The following is a 22,887-nucleotide window of genomic DNA, read 5'->3' as shown; positions in this document are numbered from 1 at the left end:
CGGGTACACCGCTTCAGGTTGCAACGGTACCAGCCGACTCCCTCAACCACCGCAGCCGGCCCGGGATTCCTGCAACATACCCCGGTGTTCGATAAACGCCATGATCTCCTGAAGCCCTTGACCCGTTTTCATATTTGAAAAGACAAACGGGTTATCCTTGCGCATGCGCAGGGTGTCTTGCTCCATCACGGCCAGCGACGCGCCCACATGCGGGGCCAGGTCGATCTTGTTGATCACCAGCAGATCGGAGCGGGTGATTCCCGGGCCGCCCTTGCGCGGCATCTTTTCGCCTTCGGCCACATCCAGCACATAGAGGGTGAGATCGGCCAGCTCCGGGCTGAAGGTGGCGCTGAGGTTGTCGCCGCCGCTTTCGATGAACACCAGGTCCAGATCGGGGAAGCGTTCACACAGATCCTCCACCGCAGCCAGGTTCATGGAGGCGTCCTCGCGAATCGCTGTGTGCGGACAGCCGCCGGTCTCCACGCCGATGATCCGGTCTGGCTCCAGGGCCTGGCTGTGGATGAGGAAACGGGCGTCTTCCTGGGTGTAGATGTCATTCGTCACCACGGCCAGTTGATAACGGTCGCGCATCGCCTTGCAGAGGGCATCCAGCAGGGCGGTTTTTCCGGATCCGACCGGGCCGCCGACGCCGATACGTAAAGCTGAACTGTGCATGGTCTGCTCCTTGGTGTCAGGATCTGTAGATTCGGGTGTATTGGGTTTCGTGCAGGCTGCTGGCCAGTGCCTGGGCCGGACAGGATGCGCCGATCGAGTCGTCCGGCAAGGTCAAACCGGCGTTCACCAGGCGGGGGATTTCGCCGCTCAGTAAAGCGATAATCTGCTGCCCGGCGGTCTGGCCAAGGGGTACGATCTTGACGCCGGCCAGGGCGATGTTCTCCAGCCAGCCCCAGAGATAACCTTCGGCGGCTTGTCGCAGGGGAATGTGCCAACGCTGGGCGGCCACGGCGAAACCGGTCAGTTGGCAACACTTGACCGCGGCCAGCGTCTCGGGCGGCAGATCAATACCAAGTTGTGGCAGCAGGCTGGCCATGGCCCGGCCGCGATTCTGCTCCTCTTCCCGTAGCTCCCGGGTTTCCCGGCAAGCGATCAGGTAGCGGCTCCAGTAGGTGACGGTGGCAACGTCGTCGGCCGCACTGGCCCGGTAGAGGCGCGCCAGCAACGGGATCTCCAGTTTGCTCATGCCGGTTTCCATCAGGCTGATCAGCCACTCCCGCAGCGTCTGTTCATCGCTGACCCAGCCGCACTCGACAGCCCATTCCAACCCCTGGGAGTAGGTGAAGGCGCCGGTCGGTAGTGACGGGCTGACCAGCTGCAGGAGCCTGAGCCGTGATAGGTCGGGCTCAATGGTGGTGGTGGCCATGCCCGGCTCCCGGCGTATGTTGATGTCCTTTCTCCGCACTGCCGCCATAGGCGCCCGGTTCCGGTTCAAAAGGGGCCGCCTGTACGGTCACCGCCAATCCCAACCCCTGTAGCATCTCATCCAGCACATGGTCGTGCAGATAACTGACCCGGTCCACCTCGATCTGTAACGGCACATGCCGGTTGCCCAGGTGATAACAGGCCCGGGCCAGCAGATGCGGGTCATCGGATTGAGCGCAGGAGACGGTCTCGTCAGCGGCCTTGACCTGTACGGTATAGCCGCTGTCGTCACGCAGCAGGTCTCCCGACTTCAGGGTGGTGCCGCGTGGCAGGAACAGCCCGGCATCCCGACCGTTGTCCAGGGTCACCCGCAAGCGGCACTTGATGCGACTCTGCAGCGGCAGGGTCAGGGTGGTGTCGATGGCGGCGATACCGCTGGTTTTATCAATGAGACGGATCATGTTTGTCTCTCCCGGTTTTCAAATTTGGTAGGGCACGTTTTCCGCTCCCACGGCCCGGCTTAGCGCGTCCCTTCTCCCTCAGGGAGAAGGACAGGATGAGGGGATAACAAGATGGCACGTTGTCTGCCCACTAAAACAGAAAATAGCGCTGCGCCAGCGGCAGCGAAGCGGCCGGTTCGCACAGCAGCAGCTCACCATCGGCGCGCACCTGATAGGTCTGCGGATCCACCTCGATAACCGGCTGGTAATCGTTCAGTCGCATGTCCGCCTTGCTGATCTCACGACAATCCCGTACCACACCGATGAGCGATTGCAGGCGCAGCCGTTCGGCAATCCCGGCACCCAGCCCCGCCCGGGAGAGAAAGGTCATGCGGGTGGAAAAGCGTGCCCGACCCAGGGCACCGAACATCGGTCGGTAGTGCACCGGCTGCGGCGTGGGGATGGAAGCGTTGGGATCGCCCATCGGTGCCGCGGCGATCAGCCCCCCCTTGATGATCAGGCTCGGCTTGGTGCCGAACAGGGCGGGTTTCCAGAGTACCAGATCGGCCAGCTTGCCCACCTCCACCGAGCCCACCTCGTGAGCGATACCGTGGGCGATGGCGGGGTTGATGGTGTATTTGGCGATATAGCGTTTGGCGCGCAGGTTGTCGTGCCGGGCGGGATCGCCGGAGAGACTGCCGCGCTGCTGTTTCATCTTGTGCGCGGTCTGCCAGGTGCGGGTGATCACCTCACCGACCCGGCCCATCGCCTGGGAGTCGGAGGCGATCATGGAGAAGGCGCCCAGGTCGTGCAGGATATCCTCGGCGGCGATGGTCTCGCGGCGGATGCGTGACTCGGCAAAAGCTACATCTTCGGCGATGTTGGGGTCGAGGTGGTGACAGACCATCAGCATGTCCAGGTGCTCGTCGATGGTGTTGACGGTGTAGGGGCGGGTCGGATTGGTGGAGGAGGGCAGTACGTTGGACTGTCCACACGCCTTGATAATATCCGGCGCGTGGCCGCCGCCCGCCCCCTCGGTGTGATAGGTGTGGATGGTGCGCCCCTTCATCGCCGCCAGGGTGTGTTCGACAAAGCCGGATTCATTCAGGGTATCGGTGTGGATCGCCACCTGCACATCGAAGGCGTCGGCTACCGACAGGCAGTTATCGATAGCAGCAGGGGTGGTGCCCCAGTCCTCATGCAGCTTCAGGCCGATGGCGCCGGCGGCCACCTGCTCCTCCAGGGCCTGGGGTAGACTGGCGTTGCCCTTGCCGAGAAAACCGAGATTCATCGGCAGCGCCTCGGCCGCCTCCAGCATACGGTGGATATTCCACGGCCCGGGCGTACAGGTGGTGGCGTTGGTGCCGGTGGCCGGGCCGGTGCCGCCACCGAGCATGGTGGTGACTCCAGACATCAGTGCATCCTCCACCTGCTGTGGGCAGATGAAATGGATATGGGAATCGATGCCGCCCGCGGTGAGAATACTCCCCTCACCGGCAATCGCCTCGGTGCCCGGTCCGATGAAGATCGTCACCCCCGGCTGCACATCCGGATTGCCGGCCTTGCCAATGGCGCAGATGCGGCCATCCTTGATGCCCACGTCGGCCTTAACGATACCCCAGTGGTCCAGGATCAGGGCGTTGGTGATGACCGTGTCCACCACTTCCGATGCCGGTCGCTGGCTCTGTCCCATGCCGTCGCGGATCACCTTGCCGCCGCCGAATTTCACCTCATCGCCATACAGGGTGTGGTCCTGCTCCACTTCGACTAGCAGGGCGGTGTCGCCCAGCCGCACCCGGTCGCCCACGGTGGGGCCGTACATTTCGGCGTAGGCCCGGTTACTGATTATCGCCATTGTTTGGTTCTCCCCGTTGCTCAGTCTGCCAAGTCGCCCATCACCGCGCCATTGAAGCCGTACACCTTGCGTTCACCGGCGTAGGCGACCAGGGTCACCAGCCGGGTCTGGCCCGGTTCGAAGCGCACCGCGGTACCGGCCGGGATATCCAGGCGGAAGCCGCGTGCCTTTTCCCGGTCGAACTGCAGGGCCGGGTTGGTTTCGGCAAAGTGGTAGTGGGAGCCGACCTGAATGGGCCGGTCACCGCTGTTGGCGACCGACAGTGTCACGGTTTCTCTGCCGCTGTTGAGTTCCCGCTCACCGGGAAGCGTGATGATCTCGCCGGGGATCAGCGTGTCGGCCGGCGCATTGTCGGTGGCGAGAATCGGATCGTGCACGGTTACCAGTTTGGTACCATCCGGGAAAGTGGCCTCTACCTGTACGTCGTGGATCATGGTGGCCACGCCCTCCATGACATCATCGGTGGTCAGCAGGGTGCGGCCGTAGTCCATCAGTTCCGCTACACTTTGGCCGTCACGCGCCCCTTCCAGAATGGCGGCACTGATATAGGCGATCGCCTCCGGGTGATTCAATTTGAGGCCGCGGGCCTTGCGCCGCTCCGCCAGCAGGGCGGCGGTGAACAGCAACAGTTTGTCTTTCTCTCTGGGGGTGAGATCCATGTGGGGCTCCTCGGTTTTCTAGGTGTTCCAGATGCGCGGTGCACAGGGTGGCCGATTGACCACAACGGGTCGCAGGGCTTTCCAGAGTTCGCTGAACAGGGTGCGGACAGCCTCCGTGGAATTGCCCAGATAACGGACGATCAACAGGCCGTCGAGCCGGGTAATGCCCACGTTCTGTTGCAGTGCCGGCGGGATCAGGGCGCGCAGCGATTCCAGTTGCCCGCTCGTTTCGGTGGTGGCGTAGAGCGTGCCGATCACCGGCTGGTTGCGCAGCCCGGCAGGGGCAGCCAGATCATCGGGCCCCTTGAGGTGTAGCCGCTCATGCAACAACGGCAGGCCATCCCGCTGCAGACTGAAGCGGAACAACGCCTCACCCCGGTCGAACTGTTCCCGGTTGACCGGGCGGCCGAGACAGTGAATCTCCCAGCCGATGAAACGGGCATTGCCTTGAAGATGGATGGTGGTGGCCAGTTCGATTTTGGCACCGGGGAAAAGGATGTTTTCCTGCGGCAGCCACTCGAGCGATCCATCGGTGACGGTCAGCGTCTGCCGCTGCGACGCCCAGGGCCCGCTCGTGCGGTAAAACTTGGTGGCGCCGGGTGTGGTTACCAACGCCGAGGCGTTTTGTGCCACATCGGCGCTGATACGCAACCGGTCGCCCCCGGCCACGCCTCCCGGCGGGTGCAGCAGATAGATGTGGCAGCAATCCCCCTCCGGATAGAGTGCCCGTTGCACCGCCAAGGGACCCTGCCGGGAGCGGTCGGCCAGCAGTGTCTTCCCGGCCACCTGTCGAAAACCCAAATGCAGAACGGCCAGCCAGCCGCCATCCTTGGCGGTATGGGACAGAGCGTCGAGGGCAGGTGCGGGCTGGTTCATCTTCACACCGTCAGATATTGACGAATCAGTTCATCGTTGAGTTCAGCCATCTCACCGGCGGCCACATGCCGGCCGCGGTCCAGGATGCAGTAGCTATCCGCCACCTTGCGTGCAAACGGCAGTTTCTGTTCCACCAGCAAGACGGTGAGTCCGATCTCCCGGTTCAGGCGCAGGATGATGTCGCCGATTTCCTGCACGATGTTGGGTTGAATCCCCTCGGTGGGCTCATCCAGGATCAATAGCTTGGGATCGATTACCAGGGCGCGGCCGATGGCCAGCTGTTGTTGCTGGCCGCCGGAGAGGTCGCCGCCACGACGCCCCAGCATCTCCTTGAGTACCGGGAACAGCTCAAAGATAAATGCAGGGATCTGGTTGGATTTTTCCCGGCGCGCCGGCAAGCCGATACGCAGGTTCTCTTCCACGGTCAGCAGAGGGAATATCTGCCGTCCCTGTGGCACATAACCGATACCGAGCGGTGCGCGTCGCTCGGCAATCTGCCGGTTAAGCGACTCACCAGAGAACTGGATCTCCCCGGAACGGATCGGTAGCAGGCCCATCACACACTGCAGCAGGGTGGTCTTGCCGACGCCGTTGCGTCCCATCAGGCAGGTGCATCGGCCCTCGGGAACCTGCAGATCGAGATCCCACAGGGTATGGCTCTCGCCGTAGAACTGATTGATCTTTGCCACATTCAGCATGCTTATCCGCCTTAACTATTCGCCCAGGTAAACTTCGACGACCCGGGGATCGTTCTGCACTTCATCCATGCTGCCTTCGGCCAGTACACTGCCTTGATGCAGCACGGTCACCTTGCGTGCGATAGCGCGCACGAAATCCATATCATGCTCCACCACCAGCACGGTGTGATCGCCGGCCAGTGAAGTGAGCAGTTCCGCCGTGCGATCCATCTCCTGATGGGTCATGCCGGCGACCGGCTCATCCACCAATAGCAGTTTGGGTCGCTGCATCAACAGCATGCCGATCTCCAGCCACTGCTTTTGACCGTGCGACAGGGCGCCGGCGTAGCGGTCGCGGTGTGCCTGCAGGGCGATGATCTCCAGCACCTTGTCTATCTGTTCCCGTTGTGCCGGGTTCAATTGGGCGGTGAGGGTCGGCCAGACACGCTTGTCGCCGGCCATCGACAGTTCCAGGTTTTCAAACACGCTATGGAACTCAAAGACGGTCGGCTTCTGAAACTTGCGGCCGATCCCCGCCTGGACGATCTCCGGTTCGCTAAGTTCCAGCAGATTGATGTTCTGTCCGAAGTAGGCGCTGCCGCTGTCCGGTTTGGTCTTGCCGGTGATGATGTCCATCATGGTGGTCTTGCCGGCCCCGTTGGGGCCGATGATGCAACGCAGTTCGCCGGTATCGATATAGAGGTTCAGGGCGTTGATCGCCTTGAAGCCGTCGAAGCTGACCGAGATATCTTCCAGATAGAGGATGGTGCCGTGACTCACGTCCACCTCTGCGCCGGCGGTTTGTTTCATAAAATCAAACAACCGGTCTGGCTGTATGGCGTTACGGAAACGCTGCATGGCGTTCATGATGCGGCCTCTTTTCGATTCATCAATCCAATGACACCTTTTGGCAGGAGGATGGTGACCAGCACGAACAGCGCGCCGAGCGCAAACAGCCATACCTCCGGCAGCGCCCCGGTTAGATAGGTTTTGCCGTAGTTGACCATCAGGGCGCCGGCCGCGGCGCCGTAGAGCGTGCCCCGCCCACCGACGGCGACCCAGATGACGATCTCAATGGAGTTGAGCGGTGAGAATTCCCCCGGATTGATAATGCCCACCTGCGGTACATAGAGGGCGCCGGCGATGCCGGCCAGCACGGCGGAGAAAGTAAAGATCGCCAATTTTATATGCTCTACCCGATAGCCGATAAAGCGGGTGCGGTCTTCGGCGTCACGCACCGCCACCGCCACCCGTCCCAGCCGCGATTGGACAATCGCCCGGCAGACGATATAACCGAGTGCCAGCATCAACGCGGAGATGACGAACAGCCCGATACGGGTCGTGTCCGCCTGCAGGTCGAAGCCAAGCAGCTCCTTGAAATCGGTCAGGCCATTGTTGCCGCCAAAACCCATTTCATTGCGGAAGAAGGCGAGCATCAGCGCATAGGTCAGCGCCTGGGTCATGATGGAGAGATAGACGCCGGTGACCCGGGAGCGGAACGCCAGCCAACCGAACAGAAACGCCAGCAGCCCAGGAACCAGCAACACCATCAGAGCGGCAAACCAGAACATATCGAAGCCGTACCAAAACCAGGGCAGGGCATCCCAGTTCAGGAATACCATGAAGTCCGGCAGTATCGGGTCGCCATAGACGCCCCTTTCACCGATCTGGCGCATCAGGTACATGCCCATGGCATATCCGCCCAGGGCGAAAAAGGCGCCGTGGCCGAGACTGAGAATGCCGAGATAACCCCAGGCGAGATCCACCGCTATCGCCAACAGCGCGAAGGCGAGGTACTTGCCCAGCAGCGTGACGGTGTAGGTGGAGAGGTGCAGGGGGTGGCCGTCCGGCAGCAGCAGATTCAGCAACGGTACCAACAGGGTACCCAGTGCCAACAGGGCCAGGAACAGTTGGCCGCCACGGTCTTGTTTCAACAGGTTAAGCCAGCCCATCCCTCAACCCTCCGCTGCCCGACCTTTCTGGGGAAAGAGTCCCCGCGGCCGTTTCTGGATAAACAGAATGATGAACACCAGTACCAGGATCTTGGCCAAGACGGCACCGGACCAGGGTTCAAGAAATTTGTTGGCAATACCCAATCCCATGCCGCTCACCAGCGTGCCCCAGAGATTGCCCACGCCGCCAAACACCACCACCATAAAGCTGTCGATAATGTAAGACTGCCCCAGGTTGGGACCCACATTGGTCAGCTGACTAAGGGCCACGCCGGCCACCCCGGCAATGCCGGAGCCGAGACCGAAGGTCATCGCATCCACCCACTCGGAACGCACACCCATGGCGCGAGCCATCGCCCGGTTTTGTGAGACGGCCCTAACCTGAAGTCCCAGTGAAGTCTTTTTCAGTACCAGGAACAGGATGGCGAATACCAGCAGGCAGAAGGCGATGATATAGAGGCGGTTGAAGGTGAGTGACAAGGCGCTGTTGATTTCCCAACTGCCACTCATCCAACCGGGTGCCTCCACCGAACGGTTGAGTGGTGAAAAGATCGTTCGCACCGTCTGCTGCAGGATCAGGCTGATACCGAAGGTGGCGAGCAACGTCTCCAGGGAGCGACCGTACAGGAAGCGAATGACACCCCGCTCGATGCCGATGCCGACCAGCCCCGAGACGATAAAGGCAACCGGTACCGAGAGCAGCAGGGAGGCGCCGATGTGGTTCGGCATCAACAGCTGCATCACATAGGTGGAATAAGCGCCGATCATGATCAATTCGCCATGGGCCATGTTGATCACGCCCATCACACCGAAGGTGATGGCCAGGCCGATGGCGGCGAGTACCAATACCGAGCCGAGGCTGAGACCGAAGAAGAGATTCTCCACCAGGCTATACAGCTGCAGTTTGCTGTGGATGTGGTCGAGTACCTGTTTGATCTCGGCGGCGAACGCCTGGTCTTGCGTACGCTGCTGCAGCTTCAACAGACCGTTACGTACCGCCGGATGAATGTTGCCGTCCAGTGTGTCGACGGCGGCGAGTCGCTCCTGTTTGTCACCGGCGCTGAGTTTTCCCAGGGCGATAACGATCTGCATCGCTTCACGGATCTGTCCGTTGGTCTCCTGTTCCAGCAGGGATTGAATCAATGCGGCACTCTCGGCATCGGGGTGATCCAGCATTTGATTGACGGCGGCGAGGCGTTTATCGCTATCGGGGTTGCGTAAGTCCAGCATCGCCAGCGCATTGCGTATCTGGCTGCGCATGCGGTTATTCAAGGTGATCTTTTTTATGGCGCCCTTGCTGACGTCAGCAACGGTTTCTTGGGTCAGCGCATCGACTGCGGTGAGATTGCCCGTCGATTGGCCCAGGATAATCAGTCGTTTCCCCAGTTTTACGTAATAGAGCCGGCTATCCATGAGCGCCAAAAGGATTTGCCTGGCCTGTTCGCTGCCGTCACTCTCCAGCAGTTGGATGGCTTGGTATTTCTGTTTGAAGTTTTTTGCCGTCAACAGTTCGGCGGCGGCATTGAGCGGCGATGTTTCAGCCGCGGCATATACCGCATGGAGTGGAGCGGCCGTGAGGCAGAGAACCAGCAGTATCCAGGTTATTCGCTGTGACATAGGCCTGCGCATTCGCTCAGAGTTATCGGGTTTCATAAAGCCACCAAGGTTATCCGGATTGCTGCGCTCTGGTGGTTGAGAACAAGCCGACCCAACCGGGCCGGCTTGTTGCGGCTTGCCTGGCAAGCTCAGGGTCGTGCGGTTACTCGTAGTTCTGACCGGAACACTTTGCGGTCTTTACGTTGTAGTTACCGCAAGCCAGCGGTGCTCTCCAATCGGAGATGATGTCCTTGGAACCGGGGAGGAAGTCGGACCAGGCATCACCGGCGACCAGACCGGAGGTTTGCCAAACCACTTCAAACTGGCCGTTTTCCTGGATCTCGCCAATCAGCACCGGCTTGGTGACGTGATGGTTGGGCAGCATGGAGGCGTAGCCGCCGGTCAGATTGGGTACCGAGACACCGATGATGGCGTTCTGCACGGCGTCGGAATCGGTGGTGCCGGCCTTTTCAACCGCCTTCACCCACATGTTGAAGCCGATGTAATGCGCTTCCATCGGATCGTTGGTGACCCGCTTGTCATTCTTGATAAAGGTTTTCCACTCTTTGATGAAATGGCTGTTGGCTTCGTCATCCACGCTCATGAAGTAGTTCCAGGCAGCAAGGTGACCGACCAGGGGTTTGGTATCGATACCGGACAGCTCCTCTTCACCCACCGAGAATGCCACCACCGGGATATCCTCGGCTGAGATGCCCTGGTTGCCCAGCTCTTTGTAGAAGGGGACATTGGCGTCGCCGTTGATGGTGGAGACCACGGCGGTCTTCACGCCGGTGGAGCCGAATTTCTTGATATCGGACACAATCGACTGCCAGTCGGAGTGACCGAACGGGGTGTAGTTGATCATGATGTCTTTGTCCGCGACACCCTTGGCCTTCAGGTAGGCTTCCAGGATCTTGTTGGTGGTGCGCGGATAGACGTAGTCGGTGCCAGCCAGTACCCAGCGTTTTACGCCGATATCATTCATCAGGTAATCCACCGCCGGAATGGCTTGCTGATTGGGTGCGGCGCCGGTGTAGAAGACGTTTTTCGATGACTCTTCACCTTCATACTGCACCGGATAAAACAGCAGGCCGTCGAGTTCTTCAACCACCGGTAAGACCGATTTACGCGATACCGAGGTCCAGTTGCCGAAGATGGCGGCTACCTTCTCTTTGCTCAACAGCTCGCGTGCCTTCTCGGCGAACAGCGGCCAATTGGAGGCGGGGTCGACCACCACCGGCTCCAGCTTTTTGCCGAGCAGGCCACCTTTTTTGTTTTGCTCCTCAATCAGCATCAGCATGGTGTCTTTCAGCGTGGTTTCGCTGATGGCCATGGTGCCGGACAGGGAGTGCAGAATGCCCACCTTGATGGTGTCAGCGGCCTGCGCGCTACTGATGCCTGCGAAGGCGATCGCCATCGATATCAGGCTGCTTTTCAGGTAACTCGTTTTCATCTCGGACTCTCCACAATCTTTAGAAAATGATGGGTTGCTTATGATTTGGCACTGGAATTGCTCATCCCGGTAACCGGGTGCCAGTTGTTTGCGATTTCAGTCTCCCCCCTGCCGGGGTGAATCGCCATGCGGCGTTGAACAGAGCGGGATACGTCAAATGACGTATGGTCACTGGGTTGGTGCGAACCTAGTGTAAGGGCGCCCCAAAAGGGTGCATTGCGAAACCATTAAGCGACGAGATGAAGCGAAAGATGGCGTCCCCACAAGTGATCAATCCGACCAAGCGCCGCTACAATCAGTGGGTGGCCAACGAGACACTGGAGGATTTTGCCCTGCGCTATACCGCCACGCGTGCCCGAAAATGGTCGGACGCACGGGTGGCCAACACCGCTCTGGGCATCGTCTCCTTCCTGGCGCTGGAGGCGATCGGTGGCGCCATTACCCTGCAGTACGGTTTTACCAATTCGGTCTGGGCCATCGCGGTAGTCTGTAGCTTGATCTTCCTGTTCGGCCTGCCTATCTGTTACCACGCGGCCCGGTCGGGCCTGGATATCGATCTGCTGACCCGGGGTGCCGGCTTCGGTTATATCGGATCCACCATCTCTTCGCTGATCTACGCCTCTTTCACCTTTATCTTCTTTGCCCTGGAAGCGGCCATCATGTCGATGGCCCTGCAACTGCTGCTGGGAATTCCGCTGGCCTGGGGTTACGTGGTCAGCGCGCTGATCGTGATTCCCCTGGCCACGCACGGCATCACCCGCATCAGCCGCTTCCAGTTGTGGACCCAGCCGTTGTGGCTGCTGCTGCAACTGGCACCCTTAGGGTTTATCTTTTATCACCACGGGGAAGCGGTTGCCGGCTGGACCCACTTTACCGGCCTGGAAGCGAACGGTGCGGGCAGCTTTAATTTGCTGCTTTTCGGTGCCGCGGCCGGAGTGATCTTTCCCCTGATTGCGCAGAACGGCGAGCAGGTGGATTTTCTGCGTTTTTTGCCCAAGGATCAGGAGGGCACGGGCAAGTGGTGGTTGGCTCTGACCCTGTCGGGGCCGGGGTGGACGCTGTTCGGTGTGGTCAAGTTGCTGGCCGGCTCTTTTCTGGCAGTGTTGGCGCTGCAACACGGGGTAGCGCCGGAGTTGGCCGACGATCCCGCTCACATGTATCTGGTGGCGTTCAGCTATATCACCGTGCATCCGGAGGTGGCGCTGGTGTTGACGGCTGCATTCGTCATCATCTCCCAGCTCAAGATCAACGTGACCAATGCCTATGCCGGATCGCTGGCCTGGTCCAACTTCTTTTCCCGTATCACCCACCATCATCCGGGGCGCATTGTCTGGCTCTTTTTTAACGTCGTGATTGCGCTGTTGCTGATGGAGTTGGGGCTGTATCAGGCGTTTGAGAATATCCTGATCACTTACTCAACGCTGGTGCTGGCCTGGATGGGTTCCCTGGTTGCCGATCTGGTGATCAATCGGCCATTGGGCCTGCGGCCCCGGCATATGGAGTTCAAGCGCGGCCGGCTGTATGACATCAACCCGGTGGGATTGGGGTCGATGGCGATCGCATCCATGTTCGGTATCGTCGGGCAACTGGGTTTACTGGGCACCACGTTTAAGGCGCTGGCCCCTTTTGTGTCGCTGTTCATCCCCTTCATCACGGCGCCGCTTATCGCCTATCTCACCGGCGGGCGCTACTACCTGGTCAGAGACCATGATCACCAGGACCATGCACACGCCGCGGATTGCTCCATCTGCGCCAACAGCTTCGAGAGCCAGGATATGCTGGATTGTCCGGTCTATGGCGGGGACATCTGCTCGCTCTGCTGTGCCCTGGACGCCAGTTGCCGGGATCGCTGCCGCCCCCGTGCCCATCTCCAGGCGCAGTTTATCCAGATTATCAGCCGGTTGTTTCCCAACACCCAGGGGTTACGGGTACATGCCACGGTGGTCCATTTTCTGGTCATCCTGACGATGACCAGTCTGTTGATCGCCGGTCTGTTTTTTGTCGTCTATCTCTCCGGTGACTACGGCTCGACCGAACAGGCGGCGATGACCCAATCGGCATTGAATAAAACCTTCCTGCTGCTATTCATCGTCAACGGCGTGCTGGTCTGGCTCTACGTGTTGGCGCAGGACAGTAAGCGTAAGGCGCTGGAAGACTCCCTGCACCGCACCGATCAGTTGCGCCAGGAGGTGGCGGCCCATGAGCAGACGACACGGCAGTTGCAGGATGCCAAGGAGGTGGCCGTCACCGCCAACCAAGCCAAAAGCCGTTACCTGTCGGGCGTGAGTCATGAATTGCGCACCCCGCTGAATACCGTATTGGGCTATGCGCAACTGTTGAAGGCGGATGTCAATCTGGCGGGGCGCAATCGCAAAGCAGCCGAGGTGATTCATCGCAACGGCGAACATCTCTCCGATGTGATCGAGGGGCTGCTGGAGATATCCAAAATCGAGGCGCGTCGCATCGACATCCACCGAGATGAGGTGAATCTGCGCGTACTGATCGATCAGTTGGCCGAGACCTTCGCGGTACAGGCCCAGGCCAAGAACCTGCAGTTTGATTATCACTGCGATCCGGAATTGCCCAACTTTGTCCTGGCCGATGAAAAGCGCCTGCGGCAGATCCTGATGAACCTGCTCTCCAATGCGGTCAAATTCACCCACATCGGAACGGTGAGCTTTCATGTCAGCTACCGCAACGAGGTGGCCAAATTCACCATCAGCGATACCGGCATCGGTATTCATGCGGATGACCGGGAGCGCATCTATGCTCCGTTCGAACGGATCCAGAACGAAGAGACGCGCTTTGTTACCGGTACCGGCCTGGGTTTGACCATTTCACGACTGCTCTGCACCCTGATGGGAGGCGATCTGGCACTGCAGAGCCGGTTCGGACAGGGCAGCGCCTTCACCTTTGCCATCATGCTGCCCTTTGTCTATAAACCGAGCAGCCCGGCGATCAGTAAACGGCGCATCCTGGGATATAGCGGGGCGCGAAAAAAACTTTTGGTGGTGGATGATGAACCTTGGCATCGTGCATTGATCCGCGATTTTCTGACGCCGTTGGGATTCAACATACGCGATGCGGAGACGGCACAGCAGGGGCTGCAGATAGCCGAAGACGAGACGATCGATCTCTTCCTGCTGGATGTGCGCATGCCGCTGATGGATGGGTGGGAACTGGCGCAACGGTTACGCAACCGGGGTATCGAGGCGCCCATCTTCATGCTCTCCGGCAACGCCATAGAAAATCAGCGTGAAGAACTCACCAGCCGTCTGCACAACGAGTATCTGATCAAGCCGATCAATTTGGAGAATCTGCTGGAAAAGATTGGCTCGGCGCTGGAATTGGCCTGGGCGTTCGATACCGAAAAAGTCGTTTTGCCCGCCGTGCTTCCGTATGCCAGCGGCACGGATGAGTCGGCGCCGCCCCAGACCGAGTTGGATGAACTGATCTCCATGGCCAAGATCGGCTATCTCAATGGCGTGCTGGATAAATTGGATGAGCTGGGCGAAAGCTACCGGGACTCCGCCCTATTGCGTTATCTGAAATCTCGTGCCGAGGCCTGCGACCTGGAAGGCCTCATTCGAACTGTCCGGGAGTTCAACTATGCCGCTTGACCGAAACAGTTCTATCGTACTTGTGGTCGACGATTCACCCGACTCGTTAGGCATGATCCACACCGCTCTGCAGATGGGCGGTTACACGGTGCTGGTGGCGCTTAATGGAAAGCAGGCCCTGGATATCGTGGCACAGATCCAGCCCGATGTGGTGTTGATGGATGCGGTGATGCCGGTGATGGATGGCTTTGAGTGCTGTCGGCAGATGCGTCAACAACTTCCCCTGATACCGATCCTGTTTATGACCGGCCTGACCGAGCCCGAGCATATCGTTAAGGCTTTTGAGCACGGCAGTACCGACTACATCACCAAGCCGCTAAATCCCGATGAATTGTTGGCACGCATCACCGCCCATGTGCGTAGTGCCCATTTGATCAGGGATGCTCGGGAAGCGTTAGACTCCGCTCGCCAGCACGTCCTGTCGGTCAACAATAGGGGAGAGCTGTTGTGGACCACGCCGGAGGCACGGGAACTGCTGGCCGTCAACGGTATCGAGGTGGCGCTTGGCGAATTTATCTTCAGCAGGGAGATCAAGGCTTGGCTCGGTGACCAGGAGCCGGCGCAGGACCTGATCATCCATACTCAGCAACGACCGCTGATTATCCGCTACTTCAAGAGGGTGCATGCCGATGAGCATCTGTTGCGTATCGTCGACCAGCATCAGTTGCTCGACCCGAAGGTGCTGGAGGCGGCCCTGCCGGTGACAAAACGAGAGGCCGAAGTGTTGCTGTGGGTGGCGCAAGGCAAGACCAATCGCGAGATCGGCGAGATACTGACCATGAGTCCGCGTACCGTCAATAAACATCTGGAGCAGATCTATACCAAGATCCAGGTGGATAACCGTGCCGCCGCCACCTCCATCGCCATTCAATCACTGTTAGGCATGTCGGTTTAGGCGCGATCGAATACAGGCCGCATTCGTAGGGCAGGCTCCTGTGCGTGCCCGATTGAGATGAGCCGGCATGGTTCGGGCAACCACAGGGATTGCCCCTACGCGACGGATAGAGATTGCAGCTTGGCGGCAGATACCATGGCGGGTAGATACGGCACCCTGCCGTTGCGCCGGGCCACTGGTCTTTCCCCATCCAACCAGAGATACTAGCGCCTTAAAAAATAACCCCGGCACTCAGGTTGTCCCATCCATGCAACAGATCTTCAGCATCATCTTTCCCATCTTCGCTATCGTCCTGGTGGGGTATCTATATGGGCGTCGGCATGCGCCGGATATGGCAGCGGCCAACCAGCTCAATCTCGATATCTTTGTCCCGGCGCTGATTTTTCATGTGTTGTCACAGAAAAGCTTTGAACTGGGGGCGTATCAGGCGTTGGCGTTCGCTGCACTGGCGGTGGTGATGGGCTCCGGCCTGTTGGCCTGGGGTGTGGCGCGGCTCCTGAAGTATGAGGCGAAGACCTTTGTGCCGCCAATGATGTTTTCCAATTCCGGCAATATGGGACTGCCGTTGGCACTGTTTGCCTTTGGTGAGCAGGCGCTACCGGCCGCGGTGGTGCTGTTCATCGTCGAAAATACCCTGCATTTCAGCGTAGGCATGAAGATGCTGGATCACCGCACCTCATTAATCGGCATCCTGCGTATTCCAATGGTAATGGCGACGGTCGCCGGCATCTCATTCAGTCTCACCGGCTGGGTGCTGCCCAATGTGCTGTCGGTCTCGATAGAGATGGTGGGGCAGGTGGCGATCCCGTTGATGCTGTTCTCGCTCGGGGTGCGCTTGACCGGCGTGGATCTGCGGGATTGGCGTATCGGTGTTGTTGGCGCGCTGGTCTGCCCGGCGACCGGCCTGATTGTTTTGTTGATGATCACCCCGTTGCTTGATCTCCCGGCGCTCCAGTATGGGCAACTGCTGGTATTCAGCGTATTGCCACCGGCCGTACTCAACTTCATGGTGGCGGAGAAATACAACCAGGAGCCACGCAAGGTGGCCTCGATTGTGATGCTTGGCAATCTTGGCAGTCTGCTCATCATACCGCTTGTCCTGGCCTACATCCTGGCACAGAACGGACTCTGATATCGGTTATCAGTGCCTCGTTAGTCTGCTTTCACCCAGATGAATTGCACAGCAGCGGTGACTCCGGGGCAGATCGGCGAATAGTGACCTTACGGCTTACCCGTTTTTTATTGTTGTTTGTACCTGCTATAAAGTTAAGTCAGGCTGTTGGTTTCCAGCCACCTGGGTTATACCCGTCCAATCAATCCAAGGAGGATATCCGTGGCACTATTGATGCGCATTTTTGCGACCGGCATGTTGCTCTTGTTCACGATCGCCGGCAAGGCGGATGAACAGCCGGATCCGCAGTTTGAGGTAACTCAGGTTGCACCGGGACTGTATATGCTGAGCGGTGTCGGTGGTTTTGTCGGCGGTAATATCGGATTGTCTATCGGTCCGGACGGTGTGGTGATTATCGATGACGCAATGCCACCGTTTCTGGACAAGTTGACCGCCAAGATAAAAACCGTCACTCAGCAGCCGCTGGATTTTCTGATCAACACCCATGTGCATGGCGACCATACCGGCAATAACGCCACCCTGGGTAAACAGGGGGTGCGTATCGTCGCGCACAAAAACCTGCGTCAGCACATGGTGAGCAAAGGTATTCCCGGTGTGGATGGCGTGATCGATGCACCCAGTGAGGCACTGCCGGTTATCACCTTTTCTGAAGAGATGACGTTTTATCTCAACAACAACACCGCTAACGTGTTCCATGTCGCCCATGCCCATACCGATGGTGACGCGGTGATTCATTTCCGAAACCTGAATGTGATTCATACGGGCGATGTGCTGTTCAATGGGCTGTTCCCGTTTATCGATCTGCAAAGTGGCGGCAGCATTGACGGCTATATCGCCGGCCAAAAGCAGATTCTTGCCAAAGCGGACAACGGCACCAAGATAATCCCCGGCCATGGACCACTGGCCAGTAAAGCCGATCTGGAAGCGGCTATTAGCATGCTTGAGGAGACGCGTGATATCGTCGCCAAATTGGTCGCCGATGGGAAATCGGAAGAAGAAGTAGTCAAACTCAACCCATTAACCAAGTATGAGAAATGGAGTTGGGGATTCATCAATACCGAAGGGATGACGCGACAGCTCTATAAGGGACTTAAACAGGCAATGTAAATGGGGCCTGCTTCGCTGAACGGCATCCGCTAAAGGACTACGCACAAACTCCACTTGGGATGGACCAAACAGGTTGCGCCCCAAGTGGAGCCTCTCTCGCTGGATTTGTAATCGTCTGTGGCTGAAATCTAAGCCGGTCGCTTGTTTGAAACGGTGCTGAAAGGTGCACGGGATGTGCTGTGCTCACCGAACGGCTTTGTCCACCGTCCAATCGAGAGATTGGGATGAGTCAACGAATCTGCACTTAAAACTGTCAAAGATGGCAAGAGGATATAGACTGTAACCTAGGTGTGCAGACTTTTATTCGGTGCTGTTATGAGTTCATATTCCACATTGACCATCGATCTTCGTCAGATGATTCTTGCCATCGAGACGGCCGTCTCTCAAGTAGGTATGAACGATACCAATCACGGCAAACGCGTGGGTTACATCGCCAGCCAGTTGTCGCACCAGCTTGGTTACAGTGAACAGTCGATACAATTTGCTTTTGATTTGGGTATGCTGCATGACTGCGGTGTTTCAACAGAGCAGATGCACTCCAGTCTTGTGAACCATTTCGACTGGAGCGACGCCCATATCCATTGTGAAATCGGTTATCGGTTGTTGAAGGACTTCGAACCCCTGGCGCCTTTTGCCATCCCCATTCTCTACCACCATACCCCTTGGCGGGAACTCAAAGAGCTGGATATCAGCAATCTGGACAAGCGGATGGCGAATCTCATCTTCCTGTCCGACCGTATCGATGTCTTGGCTGCGGCCCATTACGAAACCGATATCTTGCTGGCAAAAGAGGAGGTGGTGAAATCCATCGTCGGTTACAGCGGGGGCTACTTTGATCCGGTGCTGGTTGACGCATTCCAGGAAGCGGAACGCTCGGAAGCATTCTGGATCGCGCTGGAAAGTCGTCACGTGACCCGATATGTCTGGGACATGGGGCAGTTCGAAAGCAGTGAACGATTGAGTATTGCGCAGGTTAAAAAGCTATCACTGATTATGGCGTATATCGTTGATCAAAAGAGCCCGTTCACGGCGCAACACTCGGCGCGTGTCGCTGCGCTGGCGAAGTATCTGGCCGGGACCTATGGACTACTAAACGAACAGTGCGAAAAGATTGAGATTGCCGGGTTGCTGCACGACCTGGGTAAGTTGCATATACCGGATAATATTCTTGAGAAGCCGGGGCCGTTGAACGATCTGGAACGGTCCATTATGAACCAGCATAGTTATGAGACTTTTGAGATCCTGCGCCATATCAAGGGACTGAATGAGATTGCCAGCTGGGCGGCATTTCACCACGAGGGCCTAAACGGTGCTGGTTATCCATTCCACCCGCGGGAGCGGGACCTAAGCGTGGAAGCACGGATTATCGCCGTGGCTGATGTTTTCCAGGCACTGGTTCAGGATCGGCCTTACCGGTCCGGTATGCCACTGGACAAGGTGCTGGAAAACCTTAATGCATTTGCCGACCAAGGAAAGCTTGATCCGGAAATTGTTGCCTTGGCCAGACAGCACGCCGATGTCTGCTTCAACATCGCACAAGTCGAAGCGCGACAGGATGGTGAAAATTCACTGCAGCTGTTTTTGCAGTATGACGGATAAGCTTCGAGTTTAGATTAATCCGCTGACCTACCCATAAAGATAGCGACGCGTTCCAGTCAGGCATCGCTACGCATCGGGCTATACGACGACATTTTTTCGCTCGTTAGCTTGCCGTTGGCACGGAGGGTCTTTAACGCCTTTGAATTACTTGATTAATCAGGAAACGACCTTGACAAGACGAAAGGTTATAGGAGACTCCGGTATAACGGCAAGCGTGGTACGCGTAGAACAAAGTCGTTTTAACGTTGTGCCATAAGATTTTAAAAAGGCCAATGCCGAATCGGTTGAGTCAAACTCATCAATCAGGATTTCATCGATCAACATACCCTCTCTTGGAACGGGGTCAACCTGTATTCTGTGCAGCGCCGGCTGCCTTTTCGAGTTTCACTCTCGGCAATCCAATGGCTGTATGCAGGGTAGTCCTGGATCGCCATGTGATGGATCAAGATGACTTTTCTTCGCCCGGTGATTTGCTGGAATGTCTGGTGAACGGCGTGGGTGTCACAGGTAGTGGCAGTACATATTAAAATTGGCAACGGCGTTGATTGAGACGGAAAGTGTCGGTATTTTTTACATTTTGCTCTCTTTACAGAAAACGTGATTTTATAATTTATTGATGTGGTGTTTATTTTAAGTTTTAGCGCGAATATTGCATGTTTTTTAGCAAAGGATGACGAACCTTGTTTTTGTATAAGGAGCTCATCATGTTTAGACAATTTTCTGCAATATGTCTGCTGGTTTTTGTCGGGAGTGCATCCGCTGTTACGCTACCTGCTCCGATCTACGGCCCGACTGGTCCTTTCTATGGGCAGTACGACGATTTCTACTCCTATTCACTGCCACTACTGAACTACTTTTCTGATCCTTCAGGACAGGTGGTACTCAATCTGAGCACGGCCACCCTGGATGATACCCTGAATGCCGGAGATCCTTGGTATGTTAATTCGTCACCCGGCGAATTGGGTAAGGATGGACAGTACATCGTGCTGGCGACGGGAACGAATAATCAGGGTGTGAATGATAACAGTGATGTCAGTTCCCTGATCGATCCCGCTTATGAAACACCGGATGGCGGTGGGGCAAACTCGGACAGCTTCTCTACCGTTACCAGTGATTCCACGGCCAACCCATACGGTGGGACCCTGGCAGGTGCCGAGGAGCCGGATTATGGCGATACACCTAACGGCAATACCGATGGTTTCCCGGACTTTACACAGGACTCCACTGATTCATGGGATATCAACGTCGGATCACTCGTCGACTTTTTAAATGGCGAAGAGATGGTGGTGTTCTTCAACCACAATGAACTGGGTGATACCCAAGAGTTGAGCGCTTGGGTTAAAGTCTGGTTTACCGATCTTGATGGCAATATTATCGAGGTGGATAAGAACGGCGGCTTCTACACCGGTGACGATACCGAAGACGCCTTCTATCTACGGGATACGTTCTACAACGGTGTCAATAACCTGGGAGACGGCAATTTCGGTATCGATAATCCCGAACTGGATGACTGGGCTCTGGCACCGGGTGATGTCTGTATCGACACCAACAACATCGCTGCCGGTATCGATATCGGTTGCCAGGTGTACAATCCGAATGATCCCGGGATTGAAAAATTCAACCACAACCTGGGCGCAAACAACGCGGCCTATGCCATCTATTCTCCGTGGCTGAATCAATTTATCGCCGGACTGCTCAATCCGGAAGATTACGTGATGCACGTGGATATGCGGTTGTCCGGTGAAGATAATGGCTACGAGCAGGCATTTATCTCCACATTCAGCCGGGTTACCAACGTACCGGAGCCCTCAACCCTGTTTGTTTTAGCCATTGGCCTGCTGGGTCTCGGGGCAACCTTACGCTGGAGACATCGGCACTAAACGTGGCGCGGTATGACAACAAAAAGCCCCGATATCGAGGCTTTTTGTTGTGTGGTTGATTAAAACAATAAAGCCTAGCGTTTTTACTGTTAACTTTCTTTCGGCTGATCAAGCGCAAGTTGGACTTCCTGTTTCTGCTGGTGCTGTTTTTTGCTGTCGGCTACCTGGTGCCGCCATTTCTCAGCATGGTACCTGAGGGCGTGCGTCCGCTGCTGGTCTCGGTGTTTTCCGTGTTTGGCGCTATCTATGTGTTCATCAGCGTCAAACTGCTCGGTGACGTTATTCGTGCCCTGGCAGAGTAGACATGCCGCTGCACAATGATCTGGTGCCAATTAGAACAGCTGCAGGACGCAGTGAACTTGAACAGCGGTCGGGAACCTTGACCGTGCTGAAACGCAAATTGCTAATCCTGATTGATGGCAAAAAACGGATAGGGGATCTGAGACGGCTCCTGGATGGAGATTCCAGTCTGGACCGCAACCTGTGCGAGTTGTTGTGCCGCGGTTTGGTGGCGACTCAATTGACGGGTTCACTGCCAGTATCCGATTTCCCTCCCTACCAGCAGTTGGTGGCCAATCTGGCGATTGCTTATCTAAACGGGCATGCCAAACCGCTGTTCGGGATTATTGCCGGAATGGCGGCGTCGGGGGAGGGGCGTGCCGAGGCGATAGCGCGCATGGAGCGGTTGGTACGCCTGACTATTGATGAACGGGCAGCGCAGGAACTGGCGCAGTGTTTGCGGCTGGCACAGACAGGTGGACGGGTATGATTTCAACGGAGGCTTAGGATATTTTCCAGTGTTGCCTTGCACAAACCATAGCGATTAATTTCTTTACAGTCATCTTGAGAGAGGGTTATATCTGGCTCAACGCCATGCCCTTCAATCGCTTGTCCATTTGAGTCGAATAGATAATTAACCGGTACCAGCATGATTGTCGCGGAGTTGACCCTGACTACCGTCCTGACTACTCCCGCGCCGGCTGTCTTCTTCCCTGCCACTGTGCCGAGATGATGGTTTTTGATAAATGCGGCCAGCAACTCTGCACCGCTGGACGTCTTGTCGTCCACCAGAACAACCATCGGTTTCCTTAACCCGATCGGTGAGGCTCGTTTATCGGTATAATACCGGCCAGGCATGGAGCCTTTGGTTTCGCCGATTAACCTGTTGGTTGGCCCAAGCAGCTGCGCAACTTTGTTGACGCTGTATAGTGTGCCGCCCAGGTTGCCTCTGAGATCAATCACCACGCCGTCGGCGTATTGGAAGGCCTGGTCCGCCAAAATTCGCTCTAACTCAATCGCCGTATTATCGACAAAACGCTTAATGCTGATGTAGAACAGACCATTATCAAGCTGCTCGGTGACAACATCTTTCTCCGGGTCTGCCTGCTTCCTCTTTATCTCCGAAGAATCAAACAGTTTCACGGTTCTGGCTTTGATCAGGCCGCATATCTCTCCATCATTCAGCGCTTGCTGCGGTCGGGATCCATCAGGATAGGTATATTGCTGATTTATCTTCTTTTTCAGGGAGACCAGATCGGTGACTGACAGGCGATAGCCCGCTACCGTTTCAAGCAGATCGCATTGGCTTGCCTGGTGTACCTGAGTTTGATTTGTGGCACAACCGGCAATCGATAAGAACAGTGTCAAAGCAATAAGTTGTTTCATAAGGGTGTGCCGTGATTTCGAATAAATAGCAGTGTCGATATTCATGTTTAATTCAAAAGGTCGTTTCAGCAATAGCCTTGTTCTTTGTTCAGCTTACCCGG

Annotated in this window: 21 protein-coding genes; 8 read left to right on the top strand and 13 right to left on the bottom strand. The window is 57.0% G+C overall.

Going from position 1 to position 22,887, the window contains the following annotated elements; all coding sequences use genetic code 11:
* Positions 1–42 precede the first annotated feature (42 nt).
* The 11 genes from ureG to urtA all read right to left on the bottom strand — a co-directional run bounded on the left by ureG (position 43) and on the right by urtA (position 10,888).
* Complete coding sequence (gene ureG / locus ACQY5R_RS09415; protein ID WP_428607393.1) at positions 43–675, bottom strand: urease accessory protein UreG; 633 nt, start codon at positions 673–675, stop codon at positions 43–45.
* Between the two features lie 16 nt (positions 676–691).
* Complete coding sequence (locus ACQY5R_RS09410; protein WP_428607391.1) at positions 692–1,381, bottom strand: urease accessory protein UreF; 690 nt, start codon at positions 1,379–1,381, stop codon at positions 692–694.
* Positions 1,362–1,841 (bottom strand): urease accessory protein UreE, encoded by a 480-nt coding sequence (gene ureE / locus ACQY5R_RS09405; RefSeq protein ID WP_428607389.1) that lies wholly within the window; start codon positions 1,839–1,841, stop codon positions 1,362–1,364. Before ureE ends, ACQY5R_RS09410 begins: the two co-directional genes overlap by 20 nt.
* Before the next feature lie 130 nt (positions 1,842–1,971).
* Positions 1,972–3,675: an urease subunit alpha gene (gene ureC, locus ACQY5R_RS09400; RefSeq protein ID WP_428607386.1), complete on the bottom strand. Its 1,704-nt coding sequence runs from the start codon at positions 3,673–3,675 to the stop codon at positions 1,972–1,974.
* Positions 3,676–3,695: 20 nt separating this feature from the next.
* A complete protein-coding gene (gene ureA / locus ACQY5R_RS09395) occupies positions 3,696–4,334 on the bottom strand; it encodes an urease subunit gamma (protein ID WP_428607384.1) in 639 nt (212 codons plus the stop codon).
* A gap of 18 nt (positions 4,335–4,352) precedes the next feature.
* A complete protein-coding gene (locus ACQY5R_RS09390) occupies positions 4,353–5,210 on the bottom strand; it encodes an urease accessory protein UreD (protein WP_428607382.1) in 858 nt (285 codons plus the stop codon).
* Between the two features lie 2 nt (positions 5,211–5,212).
* The gene (gene urtE / locus ACQY5R_RS09385) at positions 5,213–5,908 is read right to left on the bottom strand and encodes an urea ABC transporter ATP-binding subunit UrtE (RefSeq protein ID WP_428607380.1); all 696 of its coding nucleotides are present in this window, start codon (positions 5,906–5,908) and stop codon (positions 5,213–5,215) included.
* A gap of 15 nt (positions 5,909–5,923) precedes the next feature.
* Positions 5,924–6,754 (bottom strand): urea ABC transporter ATP-binding protein UrtD, encoded by an 831-nt coding sequence (urtD, locus tag ACQY5R_RS09380; RefSeq protein ID WP_428607377.1) that lies wholly within the window; start codon positions 6,752–6,754, stop codon positions 5,924–5,926.
* Positions 6,751–7,839 (bottom strand): urea ABC transporter permease subunit UrtC, encoded by a 1,089-nt coding sequence (gene urtC, locus ACQY5R_RS09375; RefSeq protein ID WP_428607375.1) that lies wholly within the window; start codon positions 7,837–7,839, stop codon positions 6,751–6,753. The genes urtD and urtC overlap by 4 nt, the downstream gene beginning before the upstream one ends.
* Before the next feature lie 3 nt (positions 7,840–7,842).
* Complete coding sequence (gene urtB / locus ACQY5R_RS09370) at positions 7,843–9,456, bottom strand: urea ABC transporter permease subunit UrtB (RefSeq protein ID WP_428607373.1); 1,614 nt, start codon at positions 9,454–9,456, stop codon at positions 7,843–7,845.
* A gap of 142 nt (positions 9,457–9,598) precedes the next feature.
* Complete coding sequence (gene urtA / locus ACQY5R_RS09365) at positions 9,599–10,888, bottom strand: urea ABC transporter substrate-binding protein (RefSeq protein ID WP_428607371.1); 1,290 nt, start codon at positions 10,886–10,888, stop codon at positions 9,599–9,601.
* A 251-nt stretch (positions 10,889–11,139) separates the two neighbouring features.
* On the opposite strand from urtA, the gene ACQY5R_RS09360 reads away from it, so the two are divergent.
* The 5 genes from ACQY5R_RS09360 (at position 11,140) to ACQY5R_RS09340 (ending at position 19,241) form a co-directional block, all read left to right on the top strand.
* The gene (locus ACQY5R_RS09360) at positions 11,140–14,508 is read left to right on the top strand and encodes a hybrid sensor histidine kinase/response regulator (RefSeq protein ID WP_428607368.1); all 3,369 of its coding nucleotides are present in this window, start codon (positions 11,140–11,142) and stop codon (positions 14,506–14,508) included.
* The gene (locus tag ACQY5R_RS09355; protein WP_428607366.1) at positions 14,498–15,403 is read left to right on the top strand and encodes a response regulator; all 906 of its coding nucleotides are present in this window, start codon (positions 14,498–14,500) and stop codon (positions 15,401–15,403) included. The genes ACQY5R_RS09360 and ACQY5R_RS09355 overlap by 11 nt, the downstream gene beginning before the upstream one ends.
* A gap of 247 nt (positions 15,404–15,650) precedes the next feature.
* On the top strand, positions 15,651–16,535 hold the full coding sequence (locus tag ACQY5R_RS09350) for an AEC family transporter (RefSeq protein ID WP_428607363.1): 885 nt from the start codon (positions 15,651–15,653) through the stop codon (positions 16,533–16,535).
* 201 nt (positions 16,536–16,736) lie between these two features.
* A complete protein-coding gene (locus ACQY5R_RS09345) occupies positions 16,737–17,642 on the top strand; it encodes an MBL fold metallo-hydrolase (protein WP_428607361.1) in 906 nt (301 codons plus the stop codon).
* Between the two features lie 315 nt (positions 17,643–17,957).
* Positions 17,958–19,241 carry an HD-GYP domain-containing protein gene (locus tag ACQY5R_RS09340; protein ID WP_428607358.1) on the top strand — a complete coding sequence of 428 codons (1,284 nt, stop codon included), beginning with the start codon at positions 17,958–17,960 and terminating at the stop codon, positions 19,239–19,241.
* 156 nt (positions 19,242–19,397) lie between these two features.
* Here ACQY5R_RS09340 and ACQY5R_RS09335 read toward each other — a convergent pair whose 3' ends face one another.
* Positions 19,398–19,565 carry a hypothetical protein gene (locus ACQY5R_RS09335; protein WP_428607355.1) on the bottom strand — a complete coding sequence of 56 codons (168 nt, stop codon included), beginning with the start codon at positions 19,563–19,565 and terminating at the stop codon, positions 19,398–19,400.
* A 380-nt stretch (positions 19,566–19,945) separates the two neighbouring features.
* Between ACQY5R_RS09335 and ACQY5R_RS09330 the strand changes: the two genes are divergently transcribed.
* The 3 genes from ACQY5R_RS09330 (at position 19,946) to ACQY5R_RS09320 (ending at position 21,890) form a co-directional block, all read left to right on the top strand.
* A complete protein-coding gene (locus tag ACQY5R_RS09330) occupies positions 19,946–21,121 on the top strand; it encodes a PEP-CTERM sorting domain-containing protein (RefSeq protein WP_428607353.1) in 1,176 nt (391 codons plus the stop codon).
* 119 nt (positions 21,122–21,240) lie between these two features.
* Complete coding sequence (locus ACQY5R_RS09325; RefSeq protein ID WP_428607351.1) at positions 21,241–21,423, top strand: hypothetical protein; 183 nt, start codon at positions 21,241–21,243, stop codon at positions 21,421–21,423.
* Positions 21,424–21,425: 2 nt separating this feature from the next.
* Entirely contained in the window at positions 21,426–21,890 is a 465-nt protein-coding gene (locus ACQY5R_RS09320) for a hypothetical protein (RefSeq protein ID WP_428607348.1), read from the top strand.
* A gap of 2 nt (positions 21,891–21,892) precedes the next feature.
* Here the strand turns inward: ACQY5R_RS09320 and ACQY5R_RS09315 are convergent, their stop codons facing one another.
* The gene (locus tag ACQY5R_RS09315; protein ID WP_428607346.1) at positions 21,893–22,831 is read right to left on the bottom strand and encodes a S41 family peptidase; all 939 of its coding nucleotides are present in this window, start codon (positions 22,829–22,831) and stop codon (positions 21,893–21,895) included.
* Positions 22,832–22,887 lie beyond the last annotated feature (56 nt).

Source organism: Sedimenticola sp., assembly GCF_050289425.1.
Classification (GTDB): domain Bacteria; phylum Pseudomonadota; class Gammaproteobacteria; order Chromatiales; family Chromatiaceae; genus Sedimenticola.
This window is presented reverse-complemented; position numbering and strand designations above follow the sequence as displayed.

Coding starts and splice junctions, on each gene's coding strand:
- ACQY5R_RS09335 (WP_428607355.1), bottom strand. CDS start 19,565: ATGTTGATCGATGAAATCCTGATTGATGAGTTTGACTCAACCGATTCG.
- ACQY5R_RS09410 (WP_428607391.1), bottom strand. CDS start 1,381: ATGGCCACCACCACCATTGAGCCCGACCTATCACGGCTCAGGCTCCTG.
- ACQY5R_RS09320 (WP_428607348.1), top strand. CDS start 21,426: ATGCCGCTGCACAATGATCTGGTGCCAATTAGAACAGCTGCAGGACGC.
- ACQY5R_RS09330 (WP_428607353.1), top strand. CDS start 19,946: ATGTTTAGACAATTTTCTGCAATATGTCTGCTGGTTTTTGTCGGGAGT.
- ureA (WP_428607384.1), bottom strand. CDS start 4,334: ATGGATCTCACCCCCAGAGAGAAAGACAAACTGTTGCTGTTCACCGCC.
- urtD (WP_428607377.1), bottom strand. CDS start 6,754: ATGAACGCCATGCAGCGTTTCCGTAACGCCATACAGCCAGACCGGTTG.
- ACQY5R_RS09355 (WP_428607366.1), top strand. CDS start 14,498: ATGCCGCTTGACCGAAACAGTTCTATCGTACTTGTGGTCGACGATTCA.
- ureG (WP_428607393.1), bottom strand. CDS start 675: ATGCACAGTTCAGCTTTACGTATCGGCGTCGGCGGCCCGGTCGGATCC.
- urtC (WP_428607375.1), bottom strand. CDS start 7,839: ATGGGCTGGCTTAACCTGTTGAAACAAGACCGTGGCGGCCAACTGTTC.
- urtA (WP_428607371.1), bottom strand. CDS start 10,888: ATGAAAACGAGTTACCTGAAAAGCAGCCTGATATCGATGGCGATCGCC.
- ureE (WP_428607389.1), bottom strand. CDS start 1,841: ATGATCCGTCTCATTGATAAAACCAGCGGTATCGCCGCCATCGACACC.
- ACQY5R_RS09360 (WP_428607368.1), top strand. CDS start 11,140: ATGGCGTCCCCACAAGTGATCAATCCGACCAAGCGCCGCTACAATCAG.
- urtE (WP_428607380.1), bottom strand. CDS start 5,908: ATGCTGAATGTGGCAAAGATCAATCAGTTCTACGGCGAGAGCCATACC.
- ACQY5R_RS09315 (WP_428607346.1), bottom strand. CDS start 22,831: ATGAATATCGACACTGCTATTTATTCGAAATCACGGCACACCCTTATG.
- ACQY5R_RS09390 (WP_428607382.1), bottom strand. CDS start 5,210: ATGAACCAGCCCGCACCTGCCCTCGACGCTCTGTCCCATACCGCCAAG.
- ACQY5R_RS09340 (WP_428607358.1), top strand. CDS start 17,958: ATGAGTTCATATTCCACATTGACCATCGATCTTCGTCAGATGATTCTT.
- ureC (WP_428607386.1), bottom strand. CDS start 3,675: ATGGCGATAATCAGTAACCGGGCCTACGCCGAAATGTACGGCCCCACC.
- urtB (WP_428607373.1), bottom strand. CDS start 9,456: ATGTCACAGCGAATAACCTGGATACTGCTGGTTCTCTGCCTCACGGCC.
- ACQY5R_RS09350 (WP_428607363.1), top strand. CDS start 15,651: ATGCAACAGATCTTCAGCATCATCTTTCCCATCTTCGCTATCGTCCTG.